Origin of the sequence: Micromonospora sp. NPDC051141 (assembly GCF_044455765.1) — a bacterium.
Classification (GTDB): Bacteria; Actinomycetota; Actinomycetes; order Mycobacteriales; family Micromonosporaceae; genus Micromonospora.
Window position 1 is genome coordinate 435,016 of the sequence record NZ_JBITFD010000005.1, and the last position, 19,186, is coordinate 454,201.

Genomic DNA, 19,186 nt, shown 5'->3' on the forward strand with positions numbered 1-19,186 from the left:
ACCGGTTACGGTCAGCGCGTCCGGTTCCCCGAGGAGGTTCGAAGTGGCGTTCCCCGAAGACGTGCTCACCGAGGACGAGCACGTCGTGCTGCACCTGCACCCGCACTGGAAGGCCCTGGTCCGGCCGATCCTGGTGCTGGCGCTCACCGTCGCGGCGGTGGTCGCCGGCTGGATCCTGCTGCCGGAGGGCGACGGCGGCGCCATCGCGCTGTACGTCCTCGCCGGGCTCGGCCTCGTGCTGGTGCTCTGGCTGGGCCTGTGGCCGTTCCTGGTCTGGCGCAGCACGCACTACCTGTTCACCAACGAGCGGGTGCTGCTCCAGGAGGGCGTGCTCTCCCGCAACCGGCGGGACCTGCCGCTGACCCGGATCAACGACCACGCCATGCACCAGCGTTTCGTGGAGCGGATGCTCGGCTGCGGGACGTTGACCATCGAGTCGGCCGGTGAGCGGGGCCAGTCGGTGCTGCACGACGTGCCGCACGTGGACCGGGTGCAGACGAAGCTCTACGAGCTGGTCGAGGCCCACCACGACAAGCACAGCCTGGGCGACGGAGAGATGCGGGAGATGCTTGCCGACATGGCCGAGGGGAAGCCGCTCCGCGACCCCTCGTGAGCCGCGCCAGGGTGGGTCCACGTCCAGCCGGCGGGCGCTCACGTTCAGCCAGCGGGCGCCCACCCTTCAGCGGCGGGCGCCCACGTTCAGCGGCGGGCGCGGCGGGACGGGAACTCGGCGGCCAGTTCGGCGTCCAGGTCGGCGCGGAGCGCCCCGCCCAGCGCGGCGTCGACCGGAGCTGTACGCCCCTGGGGCGGTGTGTAGTCGCTCCTCGGGCGGCTCGCGCCCGGGGGCAGCTCCTCCTCCTCCAGCTCGCTCACCGATTCGGCCAGCTCGGCGACCGGGTCCATCTCCGCGACGTTGTCCCACTCGTCGCGGGGCACGGCGTGCCAGGTCTCCTCGGCGTGCTTCGGCACCGGCTGGAACACGAACGTGCGGTAGGACCAGAAGCGGAACAGGGTGGCCAGCAGGACGCCGACCGTCTTCGCCACGTTCAACGCCAGCAGGCCGTGGACGCCGAGGCCGTACTTCGCCAACGCCAGGACGCCGAGTTCGATGACCAGGCCGGCGCCGTTGAACAGGAAAAACAGGACATATTCCCGCCGCAGGGCGGATTTCGGTCGATCCCGGTACGTCCAGTGCCTATTCATCAGATACGACGTGATCGTGGCGACGATGGTCGCGATCACGGTCGCCTTGAGTTGGCCGTCCCGGAAAACCGTGAGTGCCAGCGCATTGAACACCGCGTAATTGATGACGGTGTTGATGCCGCCGACGATGCCGAACTTGGCCGCCTCACGGATGAACTTCTGCCAGCGCTCGGGCAGCAGACGGACTCCAGGCATGCGGAACACCTTAGGGCAGTGGGCAGGGCCGGCAGGGCCCGGCGGGTCGGGATGGGCGGTGCGTCACGCCCCGGACTCTCGATCTCGGCTCGGTGCCGGAACGGGGGGAGTTCCCGCCTCGACGAAGACGAATCGTCGGTACGACCAGAAGCGGAACAGCGTCCCCAGGCCGGTGCCGACGAGGAAGCTGGCGATGTTGTCGGCCAGGGGCGTCTGGAACACCGCCGGCCAGATCGCGCCCAGGCCGTAGCGGCTGATCGCCAGGCAGGCCACCGCGATGCCGAGGCCCACCCCGTTGAAGAAGAAGAACAGCGCGTACTCGCGGGCCGGGTTGGAGCGTTGGCGGTGCCGCCAGGTCCAGAACCGGTTGCCGAGGAAGGCGACCGTCGCGGCGACCACGGTGGAGATGGTCTTCGCGGCCAGCGGCGGCATGCCGCGCCCGCTCGACAGGTAGTTGAAGAGCGCGAAGTCGACGAGGAAGGCGAAGCCGCCGACGGTGGCGAACTTGCTCAGCTCGTGGATGAGGTGGCCGAAGCGGTGGAGCAGCGCTCCGAGCGGACCCGAACGGGTCGGCGGAGCCCCCGGTTGGTCCCCGGTCATCGTCGCGGCCACCCGCCGAGAGTACCGGTTGCAGGGAAGGGGGACCCGCCGCAACGGCGAGTCGGCCGCGACAACTTCCCCGCCGTCCGCCGCGACCGGGTCGCCGGGAGGCGGTCCGGTGGTTCGTTCCGAATGTCGGTGAGCAGAGCGTAACCGACCGTACCAAGGCGCGCGGCGCATCACGTAATCCCGCATCCGTGGGTCGGGCGGTCGAAGGTTCGCCGAAGGATTTGCGTGAAACTGCGCGCGAAAGCGGGTATCAGATCGTGTAGCCGCAGCGTGGGCGTACCTTGTGCAGTTCTTCACAACCAGTCCCACTGACTGGGGAGGCAGCCCGGTTTACGCTGAGCCCAATCCCAGGTTTCCACGACGGCGGCGCCTCACCCGCCAGAACTCGTGCATCCCATAGATCGGTCAGCGTCGACCACAAGGAGATGTGACATGGTTGCTCCGGCTGTTGTTCGGGGTATCGATCAGGCCCCGACGTCCCACCCCAAACTGCTCGCCTGGGTCCGAGAGGTCGCGGAACTCACCACTCCGGAGCGGGTGGTGTGGGTGGACGGGTCCGACGAGGAGTGGCGTCGCCTCACCGACGAACTCGTCTCCAACGGCACCCTGATCCGGCTGAACCCCGAGAAGAAGCCCAACTCGTTCTACGCGCGGACGGACCCGACGGACGTCGCCCGGGTCGAGGAGCGCACCTTCATCTGCTCCGTCGACGAGGCGGACGCCGGCCCCACCAACAACTGGATGGCGCCGGCCGAGATGAAGCGGACGATGACTGAGCTGTACCGCGGCAGCATGCGCGGTCGCACCATGTACGTCATCCCGTTCTGCATGGGCCCGGTCGAGGCCGAGAACCCCATGTTCGGCGTCGAGATCACGGACAGCCCGTACGTGGTCGCCTCGATGCGGATCATGACCCGGATGGGGTCGTCGATCCTGGAGGCGATGGGCGACGACGCCGACTTCGTGCACGCGCTGCACTCGATCGGCGCGCCGCTGGCGCCCGGCCAGCAGGACGTGGCCTGGCCGTGCAACGAGACCAAGTACATCTCGCACTTCCCGGAGACCCGGGAGATCTGGTCCTTCGGTTCCGGTTACGGCGGCAACTCGCTGCTCGGCAAGAAGTGCTACTCGCTGCGGATCGCCAGCGTGATGGGGCGCGACGAGGGCTGGCTGGCCGAGCACATGCTGATCCTCAAGATCACCTCGCCGGAGGGCAAGGTCTACCACATCGCCGGCGCCTTCCCGTCGGCCTGCGGCAAGACCAACCTGGCCATGCTGGAGCCGACCATCCCGGGCTGGAAGGTCGAGACCATCGGCGACGACATCGCCTGGATGCGCTTCGGCCCGGACGGCCGCCTCTACGCGATCAACCCGGAGTACGGCCTGTTCGGCGTCGCGCCCGGCACCGACTGGAAGACCAACGCCAACGCCATGCGGACGCTGGACCGCGGCAACTCGGTCTTCACCAACGTGGCGCTCACCGACGACGGCGACATCTGGTGGGAGGGCATGGGTGAGCCGCCGGCGCACCTGATCGACTGGAAGGGCAACGACTGGACGCCGGAGAGCGACAACCTCTCCTCGCACGCGAACAGCCGGTTCTGCACCCCGATCACGCAGTGCCCGATCCTGGCCGAGGACTACTACGACCCGAACGGCGTGCCGATCGACGCGATCCTGTTCGGCGGCCGGCGGCGGGACACCGTCCCGCTGGTCACCGAGGCGCGGGACTGGGTGCACGGCGTCTACATGGGGGCCACGCTCTCCTCGGAGACCACCGCCGCCGCGTCCGGCGCGGTCGGCGTGGTGCGCCGCGACCCGATGGCCATGCTGCCGTTCATCGGCTACCACGCCGGTGACTACTTCCGGCACTGGATCGAGATGGGCAAGGGCACCGACGGCGACGAGGCCAAGCTGCCCAAGATCTACTACGTCAACTGGTTCCGCAAGGACGCCGAGGGCAGCTTCCTCTGGCCGGGCTTCGGCGAGAACTCCCGCGTCCTCAAGTGGGTCATCGGGCGCCTGGAGGGCACCGCCGACGCGGTGGAGACCCCGATCGGCATGGTCCCGGCGCAGGACGCGCTGGACATCGACGGCCTCGACATGACCCCGGAGGACGTCCGGATCGCCCTGAAGGTCGACCCGGAGGAGTGGCGCAAGGAGTTGCCGCTGGTCACCGAGTGGTTCGAGAAGTTCGGTGACAAGCTCCCCGGCGTGCTCTGGGCCGAGCTGGACGCGCTGCGCGCCCGGCTGGACGTGGAGCCGCAGAAGTAACAGGTGTGCCGGTTGCCCGCGCCGGGCAACAACGGATGCCATGAGGACGGCCGCCGAACCTGTCGAGGTCCGGCGGCCGTCCGCCGTCCGGGCGCTGACCACGCTGCTCGCCGTGACCGCGGGGGCCACCGTCGTGGTCGAGCTGCTCAACTACTGGTACGCCCCGGAGCAGGAGTTCGGCCTCGCGGTGCGTACCGGTTGGGCGATGCTCCGCTCGCTGGGTTTCCTGATCCTGATCGGCCACGTCAACCGGGGCCGGGTGGCGGCCCGCCCGTTCGGGTTGATCCTGGCCGTGACCACCGTCTTCGCGGTGGGCCGCCTGATCGTGCCCCGGCAGGGGGTGCCGGCGCTGCCCGGCCTGCTCGGCTTCGCGGCGCTCACCGCGCTCTGCGTCGCCGTGGTGGTGCTGCTCTACCGCTCCGACGCGGTCCGGGCGCACCTGGTCCGACACCGCAAGGGCCTGGTCGTCGAGGGCGGGACGATCGCCTGGCGCGAGGTGACGCCGAAGCGCCCACAGGCGAACGGGTGGCTGCTGACCGCCCGGGTCGCCGCGTTCACCTACAGCCCCTTGATGCTCGTGCCGGCGCTGGTGGCGACCGGGTCACTGCTGGACGGCGGGGTCGCCGCCGTACCCGCGGTGCTGTTCTGGATCGGCGCCGGCATCGCGGCCAGCTACGCGGTGCTGTTCTGCACCGCGTTCCTGCTGCGCGGCAAGGGCTGGGCCCGGCGCGCGCTGGTGGTGGTGACGTTCGGCGTGCTCGCGCTCGACCTCCCGCTCTGCTGGTGGCTGCTCGGCTCCGACGGCCTGATCCGCGACGGCGCCCCTCTCCTCACCGCCGCCGCCCTCACCCTCTACTCCCTCCACCGAGCCACCCCCACCCCCTAACCCACCCCCACCCCCCCACCCGTTCCCCGTTGATCAAGGAGTTTGCGTCAACTTCGAGCCTCTTTCTGACGCAAACTCCTTGATCAACGGGGTCGGGGCGGGGGTCGGGGCGGGGGGCGGGGCGGGGTGGGTGGGGTTGGGGGTGGGGCGGCGCGGTGGGGGGTTGGGGAAGGGTGGGCGGGGGGAGGATTGGGGGGTGGGTGGTGACACGGTGTGGGACGTCGTGGTGGTGGGGGCGGGTCCGGCCGGGGCGGCGGCGGCGCTCGCCGCGCGGCGGGCCGGGGCGGCGCGGGTGCTGCTGCTCGACCGGTACGACTTCCCGCGGGACAAGGCGTGCGGGGACGGGATCGCCGCGCACGCGCTGGACGTGCTCGCCGAGCTGGGCGTGACCGGCGCGGTCGACGGATATCCGCCGCTGCCGGCGCTGCGCCTGGTCGGTCCCGGCGGTGGCGCGGTGGCCCGGGCGCTGCCCCGGCCCGCGTACACGGTGCCTCGGCGGGTGTTCGACGCGCGACTGGTCCGGGCGGCGGTCGGGGCGGGAGCCGAGCTGCGGCGGCACACCGTACGCCGGGTGGAGGCCGGCGTCGACCGGGTGGTGCTCGACGGGGAGCTGACCGCCCGCGCGGTGGTCGGCGCGGACGGCGCCGGCTCGGTGCTGCGCCGGGCGCTCGGGTACCCGGTGAACCCGGACCGGCACCTCGCGCTCGCCATCCGTGGCTACGCGCCGGCGCCGCCCGGCCCGCCCGAGCAGCTCATCGTGACCTCGGCGGCGCGCTGGCCCGCGTACGCGTGGGTGTTTCCGATCGGCGACGGGCGGGCGAACGTCGGGTACGGGGAGGTGCTGCGCGGCGAGCCGCTGACCCGGGCGCACCTGCTGGACCGGATGGCCGCGCTGCTGCCCGACACCGACCCGGCCACGGTGACCGACCTGCGGGCGCACCACCTGCCGCTCTCCACCCACCGGCCGGCGCCGGGCCAGGGCCGGGTGGTGCTGGCCGGCGACGCGTTGTCGTTGATCAACCCGTTCACCGGCGAGGGCATCTTCTACGCGTTGCGCTCCGGCGCGCTGGCCGGGGCGGCGGCGGCCGACGCGCCCGCCGAGGCGGCCCGGCGGTACGCGGCGGCGCTGCGCGCCCGGCTCGGCGCTCATCTGCGGCACAGTTCGGCGGCGGCCTGGCTGGCCCGGCGGCAGTGGGTGGTGGACGCGGTGGTCGGCGCGGCCGGCCGGGACGAGCGGGTCTACCGGACGGTGGTGGAGTTGGGGCTCGGCGACGGCCGCCTGGACGCCCGCACACTGGGCGCGATCGCCGCCGCCGCGCCGCGCCGCCGCCGGGCCAACGGGTGACGAGCCGCACCCGCGCGGGGGCCGGGTGACGAGCCGCACCCGCGCGGGGGCCGGGTGACGAGCCGCACCCGCGCGGAGGGCGGGTGACGCGCCCGCGCCGGACCGGGGAGTGACCCGCCGAGGTCGGCGTGCCGGGCCGGAGGCGACCCGCCGTCCCGCGATGCGCCACCGCGGCACTGATCTTTCCCGTGGGTCGCTACCCTGCAAGTGATGACTCTGCGGAAACTCCTCTACTCCGTGTACGAGCGCCGGCTGACCGCGAAGCTCGCGGGCAAGCCGGTGCCCGCCCATGTCGGCGTGATGTGCGACGGCAACCGCAGATGGGCCCGGGAGATGGGCTTCGTCGATCCGAACGACGGTCACCGGATGGGGGCCGAGCGGATCAAGGAGCTGCTCCGCTGGTGCGACGCGGCCGGCGTCGGGCACGTCACGCTCTGGCTGCTCTCCACCGACAACCTCTCCCGGCCGGCCGCCGAGCTGGACCCGCTGCTCCAGATCATCGAGGATCTCACCACCGAGCTGGCCGAGCAGGGCAATCCCTGGCGGCTGCGCATGGTGGGCGCGCTCGACGTGCTGCCGGCGCAGCACGCGGCCGCGTTGAAGGCCGCCGAGGAGCGCACCCGGGACCGCGACGGCGGCGCCCAGGTCAACATCGCCGTCGGGTACGGCGGCCGGCGCGAGATCGCCGACGCGGTCCGCTCGTTGCTGCTGGAGCACGCGTCGCACGGCGGGACGATCGAGGAGCTGGCCACCACGCTCGACGTCGACCACATCTCCGAGCACCTCTACACCAAGGGCCTGCCGGATCCGGATCTGATCATCCGGACCAGCGGGGAGCAGCGGCTCTCCGGCTTCATGCTCTGGCAGAGCGCGCACTCGGAGTTCTACTTCTGCGAGCTGAACTGGCCCGACTTCCGCAAGGTCGACTTCCTCCGCGCCCTGCGCTCGTACGCCACCCGGCAACGCCGCTACGGCACCTGACGCCCGCCGCCCGCCCGTCCCGGCCCGCGCCCGCCGCCCGATCTCGCCGATCTCGCCGATCTCGCCGATCTTGCACATTCGGCCCCGCGGCTGGGGCTTTTGTCTGCCTTTGTCCGGGCAGTAAGTGCAAGATCGACGAAGCGGGCGGGGTGGGGGTGGGGTGGGGGTGGGGGCGGGGCGGGGTGGGGGGTCGGGGTCAGGGGGTCAGGTGGGGGAGGGCGGCGGTGAGGAAGTCGCCCAGGGCGGCGGGGGAGTCGAGCGTGAGGTCGGCGGCGTCGGCGACCTCGTGGCCGGTCTCCGGGTTGGCGACCGCCACGCAGACGCCGAGGAAGTCGGGATCGGTGGCGGCACGGGCGCGCAGCGCGGCGAACGCCTTGATGTCGGAGACGTCGTCGCCGAAATACCACGCCCCGCCGGCGTCGCGGACCGTCTCGCCGATGACCATGCCCTTGTCCCGGTCCACCGGTGGCTTCAGCTCCAGCACCATGCGGCCGGCCTGACAACGCAGGCCCAGCCGCTCGGCCTGGGCCCGGCCCCACTCCTGCACCAGGTCACCGAGCTGCGGCGCGGTGCGCCAGTGCAGCGCGACGGAGAGCCGCTTGAACTCGACGAGCGCGCCCGGCGGCAGCTCGGTCTGGGCCTGCTCGGCCAGCTCGGCCATGGTCGGCACCCAGGGCAACGCCGCCGGCTCGGTGACCGTCTCGCCGCCCGAGTGGCTGTGCTCCAGGCCGTAGAGCCCGTACAGGTCGACGCCGGTGAGGCCGCCGAGATGGTCGCGGAGGAACTCCACCGGGCGCGCGGAGACGATCGCGATCCGGCGTACGCGCGGGGCGAGCGCCTCCAGCGCGGCGAGCACCTTCGGCGCGGGGCGGACCGCGGTGGGATCGTCGTCGACCGGCGCCAGTGTGCCGTCGAAGTCGAAGAAGAGCACCACGTCACCCGCACGCGCGGCGGTGGCCCGCCAGGCGTGCTCGGCGTCCAACGGGGTCTTCGGCTGCTGGTTGCCCAGATTCAACGGCGGCACGCGCGACAGCGTACCCCCGCGCCGGGCGGCGTATTCGTGGCCGAGATGTGACGTCGGGACGACGTGGCAGGTCAGCGTTCGGCGGCTCCCCGTCCTCGGCGCCCGAACGGCACCACGGCCGCCTCCTGCCCGTGACTGAGCAGGTACCCCTCCACGAAGCCGGTGTTCCGGTCGCCGGTGTGCGCCTCGATCTCGTTGAGTCGCGCCACCAGGAACTCGGTGAGCGCGCTGACCCGGTCGTTGAGCCGGTCGTGCAACTCGGCCACGACGGCGAGGATCACCGCCGTGCCGGTGGTGGTGAGCGCGAGGAGATTGACGACCAGGGGAAGCTGCCCGCCGTCCAGCACGCCGACCACCACGTTGCCGGTCACGCACGATGTCACCGACACCACCGCGACCACGACTGCCAACCATTTCAGGGTCATGGACAGACCCCTCCTTCTGTCCCGCAGGGCTGGGTTCGGCTGTGTCCCGTCCCCCCGCCGACGACGAGCCCTTAGCAGTACAAACGTGGACGCTAGCCGGTCCGATCCGGGCCCGAGGCGAAACGATCGGTACTGCCTTTCCGTTCTTTCGCCATCTGAGAACTAGCCGGCCTGTTTGCCCCTATTTCGGACATCGGCTGGCAGTGTCGGGCGATATGCGAGGTAACGAATGGTTTCCCGGATGTGGAACTTCTCCGCGTCGGAGACGTTCGGGTCGACCAGCCGGCGCAGCAGCGCCTCGACGTCCGGATCCATCGGGGGCGGCGCGGGGGCGGCGCGGGGGCCGGTCGTCCGGTCCCAGCCGAGCGCGGTGAACGCGACGGCCGGATCGAGCCCGAGCCCCTCGCAGAACGCGACCACCCGTTCGGCCTCGGGGTCGCTCGCCCAGTCGCCGCGCACCCAGCGGTTGATGGTCTGGCGGGAGACACCGGTGCGCCGGGAGACCTCGGTGCCACTCCACGCGCGCATGGCGCGGGCGTCGTCCAGCGCGCGGCGGACGAAGGTGGCAAAGGAGATCTTCCGTGCATTGGCCGTCTCGCTCACCCCGTGACGGTACGACCAGTCGCTCGTGTCGGGGTTGCTCGGCGCGCTGGTGTCACGCCGACGTGACGCCGGTGGGTGGCTGCCGGTCACCGCTCCGGAGCCGCTGTCGAGGGGTGTCACCCGGGCAGGATAGATAGACGCCAGTACGGCGGCAAGCGGACGAAAAGCTGATACTGTCACGCCCATGAGACAACTTACGTTGTGTCACGTGCTTGAGACGACAAGTGCTCACATGCGTCACTCCGCCGGTGCGGAGGGGGTGTCGTGACCGAACTCGCGACCCGCGCCCAGGCCTTCGGACTGATCGCGGACGGCGTCTCCGCCGGGCTGAGCGCGCCCTGGCGCCTCTACCTCGCCCGGGGCTGCCGCTACCTCTCGCTCAACGTGGGCGACCGGGAGGAGTGGGACGCCTGGCGGACCCACCTCGGCTGCCCCGAGTTGAGCGTGCGGGTCTACGACTCCGGCGGCGAGATCCGCCGGGCCTCGGTGGCCGAGGTGATCCTCGACGGCTGCCGGATCAGCGTGGAACTGGTCGAGGAGGTCAGCACCGCCGATCTGGAGCGGTTACTGGTGGCCGATCCGCTGCCCGGGGCGGACGAGCGATGAGCCGGGCGGGGGAGGTGGCCCGGTGAGCCCTTTTCTCGCCGTCGTCCTCGTCCTGGTGCTCGGCTCCACCTGCTACGCCGCCGGCCGGCTGCACGGCCAGCTCAGCTACCGGATCGGCTACCGGTTCGGCTACCGGCAGGGCTACTTCGACGGGGACCGGGGCGCCTGGAACCGTCGGCGTCGGGAGGCGCAGGCCGTCATCGCCTCGGCGCTGGCCGCGCCCGCCCCGACGGTGGTGACCTCGGTCGGGCGTACCGGCGCGCCGTTCGCCGGCACCGCCGTGCCCGCCGCGGTCACCGCCCGCCCCGACGCGCCGGCCGTGCGGGCCGGGGCGCCGGCCGTACGGGTCACCGCGACCGCTCGGCTCGGCGGCGCCGTCGCCCGCGCCGGCACCACGTACACCGGGTCGTCGTTCGGCGCGACCGCCGCCGGCCCCCGAGCCGGGGCGCTGGTGCGGCGGCCGGGCTGAGGTCCGCGTCCGGTACGCGCCGTGCCCGCCCGCCGTCGTGGCGGCGCGACGCCGGCGGCTCCGGCCCCGGCCGGGATGCGCGCAGGGGGCATGCATCCCGGCCGGTTCCGGCGTGTTCACCGGTGATCCACCCGGGGCTCTAGCCGAGCGGGCCCACGGCGATTAGCGTCTAGGCATGGCACGGGGTTTTCCCGGGCCAGCCGGACAGCCCGGACCTGCGACCTCGCGCACGGGGCCCGCATCCGACCCCGTGTCCGCCGGGCACCGGATGAGGCGGAACTCGGGTGGCCGGGTGCCCATCCGCGGAGCAGGCCTGTGACCACTCGCCGTACCCCCGCCGGAGCCGAGCCGACCCCGGCCGCGACCGCCACGACCCGCCGGACCACGCGCAGCCGGCGGAGCGCCGCTGCCGCCACCGCCGGCACCGAGGAGCCCCGACCATCCGGCCCGGCCTTCGTCCTGGACACCTCGGTCCTCCTCTCCGACCCCGCGGCGTTCCACCGCTTCGCCGAGCACGAGGTGGTGCTGCCGCTGGTGGTCATCTCGGAGCTGGAGGGCAAGCGGCACCACCCCGAGCTGGGCTGGTTCGCGCGCCAGTCGCTGCGCATGCTGGACGAGTTGCGGGTGCGGCACGGCCGGCTGGACCGTCCGGTGCCCGCCAACGACTCCGGCGGCACGCTGCGGGTGGAGCTGAACCACACCGACGACGGCGTGTTGCCGCCCGGCTTCCGCAACGAGTCGAACGACGCCCGGATCCTCTCGGTGGCGCTCAATCTGGCCGCCGAGGGCCGCGACGTGACCCTGGTCAGCAAGGACATGCCACTGCGGGTGAAGGCCGCCTCGGTCGGCCTGCGCGCGGACGAGTACCGGCACGGTCAGGCCAGCGACCCGACCTGGACCGGGATGGCCGAGCTGGAGCTTCCCGACGACGAGATCGGCCGGCTGTACGCGGGCGAGGCGCTCGACGTCGACGCCGCCGCGGGCCTGCCCTGTCACACCGGTCTGGTGCTGCACTCGTCGCGGGGCTCGGCGCTGGGCCGGGTGCTGCCCGACAAGACGGTTCGGCTGGTCCGTGGTGACCGGGAGGCGTTCGGTCTGCACGGGCGCTCGGCGGAGCAGCGGATCGCGCTCGACCTGCTGCTGGACGAGTCGATCGGCATCGTGTCGATGGGCGGCCGGGCCGGCACCGGCAAGTCGGCGCTGGCGCTCTGCGCCGGCCTGGAGGCGGTGATGGAGCGCCGCCGGCACAAGAAGGTGATCGTCTTCCGCCCGTTGTACGCGGTCGGTGGCCAGGAGCTGGGCTACCTACCCGGCTCGGAGTCGGAGAAGATGTCGCCCTGGGCGCAGGCCGTCTTCGACACGCTGGGCGCGGTGGTGCACGAGAACGTGCTGGAGGAGGTCACCTCGCGCGGTCTGCTGGAGGTGCTGCCGCTGACGCACATCCGGGGCCGGAGCCTGCACGACGCGTTCGTCATCGTCGACGAGGCGCAGTCGTTGGAGCGGGGGGTCCTGCTCACCGTGCTGTCCCGGATCGGCCAGGGTTCGCGGGTGGTGCTGACGCACGACGTGGCGCAGCGCGACAACCTGCGGGTGGGGCGGCACGACGGCGTGACCGCGGTGATCGAGGCGCTGAAGGGCCATCCCCTTTTCGCGCACGTCACCCTCAGCCGGTCGGAGCGTTCGCCGATCGCCGCGATGGTCACCGACCTCTTGGAGGACATCCCGAGCTGACGGGTCGTTATGCCCCACTTCGTCCCTATTTTAAGTGTGGCACAGATCACTTTTGGCTCCCGCAGTTTCCCACCCGCCTCACCGTGCGCGATGGTGTCCATCGAGCGTCACCGACAACTCCAGTGCCTGGAGTCCCATTCGCACCCGGCGCCTCGTCGAGCATTCCCCGCCACGACGGCGGGAGCCACGGGGGTCGGTGCGCCGGCGGAGACCGGTGGGTCGGGGCGCTCGCGGCACCCGGGCGCGGCCGTGCGGCCACGCGTGGTGCCGTGTCCCTGCCTCCGACGAAGGGAAACTTCGTGAGTCGGCTCTGGAGCCGGTTCGGCGCCCGTACGGCCGCTGTCGCGCTGCTCTCCGTGGGCGTCGCCGGTGGTTTCTACCTGGGCGAAGATCGTCAGACCCAGCAGCAGGGCCTGACCGCGCAGGTCGGCCTCGAGGTCGACCGGACCGAATACATCTACCAGCGCGAACGGCAGGCCGACCACCGCCTGCAGTCGTCCAAGCAGCGCGCCGCCGAGTACCAGGCCAAGCTGCGGGCCAAGGCGGCGGCGAAGGAGGCCGCCGAGCGGGCCAAGGCCGCCGAGCGTGCCGCCGCGAACCGCAAGAAGGAGCGCGCCGAGGCGGAGGCCAAGGCGAAGGCGGAGGCGGAGGCGAAGGCCAAGCCGTACGACGGGCCGATTCCGGCGTCCTGCGCGGAGTACAGCGGCAACCGCAAGGTCGGCTGCGCGGTCATGCTGGACAAGGGTTTCGGCATCGACCAGTTCCCCTGTCTGGACAAGCTCTGGACGAAGGAGAGCGGCTGGAACCCGAAGGCGTCCAACAGCAGCTCCGGCGCGTACGGGATCCCGCAGGCGGTGCCCGGCAGCAAGATGGGCTCGGTCGCCGACGACTGGCGCACCAACCCGGCCACCCAGATCACCTGGGGCCTCGGCTACATCAAGGGCCGGTACGACACCCCGTGCGGCGCCTGGCAGCAGTCGCAGAGCGAGGGCTGGTACTGATCGGGTCGAACGGCGGCGGGAGGCCCGGTGATCCGGGTGTCCCGCCGCCGTCGTCTGTCCGCCCGAGTGGCGATCCGCCGCATTTGCTGATAGCTGTTGACAGGTGACCTGGCAGGACAGCCCGCGCGGCGGAGACCCCCACCGGTTCGGCACCGACGCGTTCTACGCGTCGCTCGGCCGGGCGTTCGTCGCCATGTGCGCGGTGGTGCCGGTGCTGTTCCTCATCGAGGCGCTCGACGTCGGGCTGCGGCTCAACCTCGACCTCACCGCCGGCATCATCCCGCACCGCGTCCAGGGCCTCGACGGCGTCTTCTTCTCGCCGTTCCTGCACGCCGGCTGGAACCACCTCTACAGCAACAGCATCCCGCTGATCCTGCTCGGCACGTTCGTGCTGGCCGCCGGCACCCGCCGGTTCCTCTGGTCCACCGCGGTGATCATCCTGGTCAGCGGGTTGGGCGTGTGGTTCACCGGCTCGCCCAGCTCGGTGGTGGTCGGCGCGAGCGGGGTGATCTTCGGCTACCTCGGCATCCTGCTCACCCGGGGGGTGGTGGAGCGGAGCTGGTGGAACTTCGCGGTGGTGCTGCTGGTCGGCCTGCTCTACGGCTGGCAGTTGCTGGGCATCCTCCCCACCGACGAGCTGATCTCCTGGCAGGGTCACCTGTTCGGGCTGCTCGGCGGCGTGGTCGCCGCGATCCTGTTCCGCCGTCGCGCCGACGCCGGCACGCCGGACCCGCTCGGGTCGCCGCCGCTCCGGCTGCCCTGACGACGCGACCGATCGACCGGCGGGACGTCCTTGCCCCAGGTCACCGGCCCGCCTACCGTCGGCAGCACGGGTTGATCCCTGGCCGAAAGTGACGGTACGCCATGCGCGAAGTCGATCTCGCCGTGATCGGGGCCGGCCCGGCCGGGCTCTTCGCCGCCTACTACGCCGGGTTCCGGGGGCTCTCCGTCGCCGTGATCGACGCGCTGCCCGAGCCGGGTGGTCAGGTCACCGCGATGTACCCGGAGAAGCTGATCCTCGACGTCGCCGGCTTCCCCGCCGTCAAGGGCCGGGAGCTGATCGCGAACCTGCTCGCCCAGGCCGCGCCGTACCACCCCGACTACCTGCTCGGCGTACGCGCGGAGAAGCTGTCCCACCTCGACGGCCGGCCGGTGCTCGGGCTGGCCGGCGGTGCGCAGCTCCGCTGCGGCGCGGTGGTGGTGACCGGCGGGCTGGGCAGTTTCACGCCCCGGCCGCTGCCGGTCGCGGAGAGCTTCACCGGCGCCGGGATCGTCTACTTCGTGCCGCAGCCGGTCGAGCTGACCGACCGGCAGGTGCTCATCGTGGGCGGCGGCGACTCGGCGTTCGACTGGGCGGTCACGCTCGCGCCGCTGGCCCGGTCGGTGACGCTGGCGCACCGGCGGGACCGGTTCCGCGCGCACGCCGCCACCGTCGAGCGGGTTCGCGCGCTGCCGGTGCGGGTGGTGGTCAACGCCGAGGTGAGCCGGCTGTACGGCGAGGAGCACGTCACCGGCGCCGAGCTGACCGTACGCGGCGGCGCGGTGGAGACGCTCCCGGTGGACACCGTGGTCGCCGCGCTCGGCTTCACCGCCGACCTGGGGCCGCTGACCGAGTGGGGGCTGGCCCTGGACCGGCGGCACATCGTGGTCGACAGCGCCATGGCCACCAACCTGCCCCGGGTGTTCGCGGCCGGGGACATCACCGAGTACCCGGGCAAGGTCCGGCTCATCGCCACCGGCTTCGGCGAGGCGGCGACCGCGGTCAACAACGCGGCGGTCGCCATCGACCCGACGGCGCACCTCTTCCCCGGCCACTCCTCCGACGGCACGTGAGGAGGGGCCCCTTCGGCACGCCTTCGGTAGCGGCGCGGCCCCCTTCCCAACCGGCCGTCAGGGTAGGCCGACCAGGTCGGCCATCAGGGCGATCTGGTGGTCGAAGTACTCGTCCCGGTGCGGCAGCGCCCGGTTGATCCGGCCGAACAGCTCGAAGCTGATCAGCCCGAAGAGCTGGGTCCAGCCGGCCATCGCCCGGACCATCAGCGCGGGTGGCAACGGCACCCCGGTCAGCGCGGTCAGTTCGGCCAGGTCGCCGCGCAGCGGCTCGGGCAGCTCCTCGTCCGGCGGCGTGAGCCGGCCGGCGGCCATCCCGTCGCGCAGGATGCCGAGCAGCGTCATCGGGGGCCGTTGGGCGGGCGCGACCGTGTCGTCCGGGGCCGCGTAGCCGGGGACCGGGCTGCCGTAGAGCAGCGCGTACTCGGCGGGGTGGGCGAGCGCCCAGGCGCGCGCCGCGCGGCTGGCGGCGAGCCAGCGACCGCGCAGGTCGTCGTGGTCGGCGGCGGCGTCGGCCGTCTCCACCGCGTCGCCGAGCGCGTCGTACGCCTCCAGGATCAGCGCGGTGAGCAGGTCGTCGCGGCTGGGGAAGTAGCGGTAGATCGCGGAGGAGGCCATGCCGAGATCCCGGGCGACGGCGCGCAGCGAGAGGTCCGCGCCGTCGGTGGCCAGGTGACGGCGGGCAACCGCCTTGATCTCTTCGATCATCCCGGCGCGGACCCGGGCGCGGAGCGAGGGAGCGACCATGCGCCCACTGTGCCATGAGCGAGAGCGGCAATCAAAACAGAGAGCACTGCTCTTGACGAGGGGTCGATCAGTGAGTCATGCTCTTTTTCGAGAGCAGTGCTCTCGCTTCGGACTACTGCTTCAGAGAAGGTGGACCTGTCATGGCCCTGCACGTGATCGTCGGCGCCGGACCCGTCGGCACCGCCACCGCCCGACTGCTCGCCGAGCGCGGCGAGCGGGTGCGCGTGGTCACCCGGCGCGGCACCGGCCCGGCACACCCGGCGATCGAGCGGATCGCCGCCGACGCCGGTGACGCCGACCGGCTCACCGCGCTGACCGAGGGCGCGGTCGCGCTGCACAACTGCGCCAACCCGGCGTACCACAGGTGGGCCACGGACTGGCCGCCGCTGGCCGCCGCGCTGCTCACCGCCGCCGGACGCAGCGGCGCCGTGCTCGCCACCGTCGGCAACCTCTACGGGTACGGCCCGGTCGACGCGCCGATGACCGAGGCGACCCCGCTCGCCGCCACCGGCACCAAGGGCGGGGTCCGCAACCGGATGTGGGCCGACGCCCTGGCCGCGCACCGCGCCGGTCACGCCCGGGTCACCGAGGTACGCGGCTCCGACTACATCGGCCTCGGCGGCACCTCGCTGGCCATGATGGTGCTGCCCCGGGTACTCGCCGGGCAGCGGGTGTTCCTGCCGGTCGACTGGGACGCGCCGCACACCTGGACGTACGTCCCGGACGTCGCCCGCACCCTGGTCGCCGCCGCGACCGACGCGCGGGCCTGGGGCCGGGCCTGGCACGTGCCCAGCCCGCCGCCGGCCACCATGCGCGAGCTGGCCCGGCGGACGGCGGCCCGGGCCGGCGCGCCCGCGCCGCGGCTGACCCGGATGCCGTACCCGGTGCTCTGGGCGGCCGGCGTGGTCAACCCGTTCGCCCGGGAACTGCGCGAGACCGCACACCAGTTCGCCGGCCCGTTCGTGCTGGACTCGTCCGCGGCCACCGCCACGCTCGGCGTCGAGCCGACCCCACTGGACCGGATCGTCGACGAGATGGTCGCCGGCCTGCCTGCCCCGGCTCCGCGTTAGGCCGGGCCCTCTGGTGACGCGCTTGTCAAGCGGGGGCCCCGCCGCTACCGGAGGCGTTGACCGGGGGCCCCGCCTTACCCCCGGCGGCGATGAGGACGGCTACCAGCGTCAGGGCGGCGCCCAGGAGGGTGTTGAGGCCGGGGTGGGAGGCGGCGGTGGGCAGCACCACGTCCAGCAGCACCGCGCCGACGATCTGCCCGGCGATGGTGGCCAGGCCGAGCAGCAGCACCCCGGTGAACCGGACCAGCGCGGCGGCCAGCGCGATGAACACGATGCCGATCGGACCGCCGACATAGAGCCACGGCTCGCGCGGGAAGCCGCCGGTCGGCCGACCCCGCACCGCCACCTCCACCGCGAACGTGGCGAGCAGCGCCACCGTGCCGACCGCGAAGTTGACGAGCGTCGCGGTCACCGCGCTGTCCGCCGCCGCGCGGACCCGGCCGTTCACCGCCTGCTGCCAGGCGATGCCCACGCCGGCCGCCAGCGGCAGCAGGGCCAGTGCCAGCGCGCCCGGGTCGCCCAGCCGGTCGCCCACCGCCAGCAGCACGGCCAGCACGGTGAGCACCGCGCCGACCAGCCGGTTCGGGGTGACCGCCTGCCGGCCGGTCGGGCCGATGCCGGCGCGGTCCACCAGCAGGCTGCTGCCGGACTGCCCGGCCACCACCGCGACGGTGAAGACGGCCACGCCGAGCGCGCCGATGGTCAGCCCCTGCGTCGCCACCAGGAACGCGCCGCACACGCCGCCCAGACACTGCCACGGCCGCAGCGTGCCGCTGCGCAGCGCACCGCGCAGCGCGGCCAGCCCTCGCCGGCCCCCGCCCGTGGCGGGGACCAGCACCAGCAGGATCAGCAGACCCACGCCGAACGAGACCACCGCGGCGGCGATCCCGTCGGCCAGCCGTACGCCCAGCTCGCCGTTGATCCGGGACTGGAGCGCCACCAGGACGCCGGAGCCGGTGGCCAGCCCCACCCCGGCGATCCGCCGGCTGGTCGACAGCGTCGGCGCCGGCGTCGGCGTCCCGGTCGTGGTCACTCCTGCTCGGCCAACGGACGCCCGTCGAAGTCGACAGCCGAGTAGAGAGCCAGCTTCTCCAGCCGGTGGTACGAGTCGATGACCCGGATCGTGCCGCTCTTGGAGCGCATCACGATCGACTGGGTGTACGCCCCACCGGCCCGGTAGCGCACGCCGCGCAGCAGGTCGCCGGAGGTGACACCGGTGGCCACGAAGAAGCAGTTGTCGCCGGTGACCAGGTCGTCGGTGAACAGCACCCGGTCCAGGTCGTGCCCGGCGGCCAGCGCCTTCTCCCGCTCCTGGTCGTCCTTCGGCCAGAGCTTGGCCTGCATCATGCCGCCCATGCACTTCAGCGCGCAGGCCGCGGTGATGCCCTCGGGGGTGCCGCCGATGCCCATCAGCACGTCGACGTCCGACTCGCCGCGCGCCGCCGCGATGGCGCCGGCGATGTCGCCGTCGGAGATGAGCCGGATGCCGGCCCCGGAACGCCGGATCTGCTTCACCAGGTCGTCGTGGCGCGACCGGTCCAGCACGCAGACCGTCACCTCACTGGTGTCGGTGCCCTTGACCTTCGCGATCCGGCGGATGTTCTCGGCGACCCCGGCGTTGATGTCGACCACGTCGGCGTACATCGGGCCGACCGCCAGCTTCTCCATGTAGAAGACCGCGCCCGGGTCGAACATCGCGCCGCGCTCGGCCACCGCCAGCACGGCGAGCGCGTTCGGCATGCCCTTGCTCATCAGTGTGGTGCCGTCGATCGGGTCGACCGCCACGTCCACCTCGGGACCGGTCCCGTCGCCGACCTCCTCGCCGTTGAAGAGCATCGGGGCGTTGTCCTTCTCGCCCTCGCCGATCACCACGACGCCCCGCATCGGGATCGAGTTGATCAGCTTGCGCATGGCGTCGACGGCGGCGCCGTCACCGCCCTCCTTGTCGCCCCGGCCGACCCACCGGCCGGCGGCCATGGCCGCGGCCTCGGTGACCCGGACCAGATCGAGGGCGAGATTGCGGTCGAGATCCTGGGGCGTCCGCGTACCGGTGGTTGTCATGGCGGCCTCCTCCTCGCGACGTTGCGGGGTGGACCGGCGGGGATGCCGCCGGTTTTGTCGCTGATCCTCACACGATCTCAGGTTCGCCGCCCCGGCGGGGCGGAGGAGGCCAGGATCACCTTCCCC

20 protein-coding genes are annotated in these 19,186 nt (G+C 72.5%); 12 read left to right on the forward strand and 8 right to left on the reverse strand.

Annotation, left to right across the window (positions count from 1 at the left end; all coding sequences use genetic code 11):
* Positions 1-43 precede the first annotated feature (43 nt).
* A complete protein-coding gene (locus tag ACIA6B_RS13220; protein WP_396773039.1) occupies positions 44-613 on the forward strand; it encodes a PH domain-containing protein in 570 nt (189 codons plus the stop codon).
* 86 nt (positions 614-699) lie between these two features.
* Here the strand turns inward: ACIA6B_RS13220 and ACIA6B_RS13225 are convergent, their stop codons facing one another.
* Together ACIA6B_RS13225 and ACIA6B_RS13230 are read right to left on the reverse strand one after the other, a co-directional pair.
* Positions 700-1,398: a GtrA family protein gene (locus ACIA6B_RS13225; protein WP_396773041.1), complete on the reverse strand. Its 699-nt coding sequence runs from the start codon at positions 1,396-1,398 to the stop codon at positions 700-702.
* A gap of 63 nt (positions 1,399-1,461) precedes the next feature.
* Positions 1,462-1,998 carry a GtrA family protein gene (locus ACIA6B_RS13230; RefSeq protein WP_396773166.1) on the reverse strand — a complete coding sequence of 179 codons (537 nt, stop codon included), beginning with the start codon at positions 1,996-1,998 and terminating at the stop codon, positions 1,462-1,464.
* Positions 1,999-2,439: 441 nt separating this feature from the next.
* On the opposite strand from ACIA6B_RS13230, the gene ACIA6B_RS13235 reads away from it, so the two are divergent.
* From ACIA6B_RS13235 to ACIA6B_RS13250, 4 genes are all read left to right on the forward strand, one after another.
* The gene (locus ACIA6B_RS13235) at positions 2,440-4,281 is read left to right on the forward strand and encodes a phosphoenolpyruvate carboxykinase (GTP) (RefSeq protein ID WP_396773043.1); all 1,842 of its coding nucleotides are present in this window, start codon (positions 2,440-2,442) and stop codon (positions 4,279-4,281) included.
* A 40-nt stretch (positions 4,282-4,321) separates the two neighbouring features.
* Positions 4,322-5,167, forward strand: a complete 846-nt coding sequence (locus ACIA6B_RS13240; protein ID WP_396773045.1) for a hypothetical protein — start codon at positions 4,322-4,324, stop codon at positions 5,165-5,167.
* Between the two features lie 163 nt (positions 5,168-5,330).
* Positions 5,331-6,512: a geranylgeranyl reductase family protein gene (locus ACIA6B_RS13245; RefSeq protein WP_396773047.1), complete on the forward strand. Its 1,182-nt coding sequence runs from the start codon at positions 5,331-5,333 to the stop codon at positions 6,510-6,512.
* 210 nt (positions 6,513-6,722) lie between these two features.
* Positions 6,723-7,493 (forward strand): isoprenyl transferase, encoded by a 771-nt coding sequence (locus ACIA6B_RS13250; protein WP_396773048.1) that lies wholly within the window; start codon positions 6,723-6,725, stop codon positions 7,491-7,493.
* A 196-nt stretch (positions 7,494-7,689) separates the two neighbouring features.
* Here ACIA6B_RS13250 and otsB read toward each other — a convergent pair whose 3' ends face one another.
* The 3 genes from otsB to ACIA6B_RS13265 all read right to left on the reverse strand — a co-directional run bounded on the left by otsB (position 7,690) and on the right by ACIA6B_RS13265 (position 9,545).
* Complete coding sequence (gene otsB / locus ACIA6B_RS13255) at positions 7,690-8,517, reverse strand: trehalose-phosphatase (protein WP_396773050.1); 828 nt, start codon at positions 8,515-8,517, stop codon at positions 7,690-7,692.
* Positions 8,518-8,588: 71 nt separating this feature from the next.
* Positions 8,589-8,942, reverse strand: a complete 354-nt coding sequence (locus ACIA6B_RS13260) for a hypothetical protein (protein ID WP_107162326.1) — start codon at positions 8,940-8,942, stop codon at positions 8,589-8,591.
* 162 nt (positions 8,943-9,104) lie between these two features.
* Positions 9,105-9,545 carry a helix-turn-helix domain-containing protein gene (locus tag ACIA6B_RS13265; protein WP_396773052.1) on the reverse strand — a complete coding sequence of 147 codons (441 nt, stop codon included), beginning with the start codon at positions 9,543-9,545 and terminating at the stop codon, positions 9,105-9,107.
* 264 nt (positions 9,546-9,809) lie between these two features.
* Between ACIA6B_RS13265 and ACIA6B_RS13270 the strand changes: the two genes are divergently transcribed.
* The 6 genes from ACIA6B_RS13270 to ACIA6B_RS13295 all read left to right on the forward strand — a co-directional run bounded on the left by ACIA6B_RS13270 (position 9,810) and on the right by ACIA6B_RS13295 (position 15,185).
* Positions 9,810-10,151 carry a hypothetical protein gene (locus ACIA6B_RS13270; protein ID WP_396773054.1) on the forward strand — a complete coding sequence of 114 codons (342 nt, stop codon included), beginning with the start codon at positions 9,810-9,812 and terminating at the stop codon, positions 10,149-10,151.
* A gap of 22 nt (positions 10,152-10,173) precedes the next feature.
* Positions 10,174-10,620 carry a hypothetical protein gene (locus ACIA6B_RS13275; protein ID WP_396773056.1) on the forward strand — a complete coding sequence of 149 codons (447 nt, stop codon included), beginning with the start codon at positions 10,174-10,176 and terminating at the stop codon, positions 10,618-10,620.
* Between the two features lie 315 nt (positions 10,621-10,935).
* Positions 10,936-12,351: a PhoH family protein gene (locus tag ACIA6B_RS13280; protein ID WP_396773058.1), complete on the forward strand. Its 1,416-nt coding sequence runs from the start codon at positions 10,936-10,938 to the stop codon at positions 12,349-12,351.
* A gap of 299 nt (positions 12,352-12,650) precedes the next feature.
* Positions 12,651-13,352 (forward strand): transglycosylase SLT domain-containing protein, encoded by a 702-nt coding sequence (locus ACIA6B_RS13285; protein ID WP_396773059.1) that lies wholly within the window; start codon positions 12,651-12,653, stop codon positions 13,350-13,352.
* Positions 13,353-13,455: 103 nt separating this feature from the next.
* Positions 13,456-14,115, forward strand: coding sequence for a rhomboid family intramembrane serine protease (locus tag ACIA6B_RS13290; protein WP_396773061.1), 660 nt, complete (start codon positions 13,456-13,458; stop codon positions 14,113-14,115).
* Between the two features lie 101 nt (positions 14,116-14,216).
* Positions 14,217-15,185: an NAD(P)/FAD-dependent oxidoreductase gene (locus ACIA6B_RS13295; protein WP_396773063.1), complete on the forward strand. Its 969-nt coding sequence runs from the start codon at positions 14,217-14,219 to the stop codon at positions 15,183-15,185.
* A gap of 57 nt (positions 15,186-15,242) precedes the next feature.
* Here the strand turns inward: ACIA6B_RS13295 and ACIA6B_RS13300 are convergent, their stop codons facing one another.
* A complete protein-coding gene (locus tag ACIA6B_RS13300; RefSeq protein ID WP_396773064.1) occupies positions 15,243-15,929 on the reverse strand; it encodes a TetR/AcrR family transcriptional regulator in 687 nt (228 codons plus the stop codon).
* Positions 15,930-16,069: 140 nt separating this feature from the next.
* Between ACIA6B_RS13300 and ACIA6B_RS13305 the strand changes: the two genes are divergently transcribed.
* Entirely contained in the window at positions 16,070-16,999 is a 930-nt protein-coding gene (locus ACIA6B_RS13305; RefSeq protein WP_396773066.1) for an NAD-dependent epimerase/dehydratase family protein, read from the forward strand.
* A gap of 25 nt (positions 17,000-17,024) precedes the next feature.
* Here the strand turns inward: ACIA6B_RS13305 and ACIA6B_RS13310 are convergent, their stop codons facing one another.
* On the reverse strand, positions 17,025-18,032 hold the full coding sequence (locus ACIA6B_RS13310) for a DMT family transporter (RefSeq protein WP_396773067.1): 1,008 nt from the start codon (positions 18,030-18,032) through the stop codon (positions 17,025-17,027).
* Positions 18,029-19,060: a class II fructose-bisphosphatase gene (gene glpX, locus ACIA6B_RS13315; protein WP_396773069.1), complete on the reverse strand. Its 1,032-nt coding sequence runs from the start codon at positions 19,058-19,060 to the stop codon at positions 18,029-18,031. Before glpX ends, ACIA6B_RS13310 begins: the two co-directional genes overlap by 4 nt.
* Positions 19,061-19,186 lie beyond the last annotated feature (126 nt).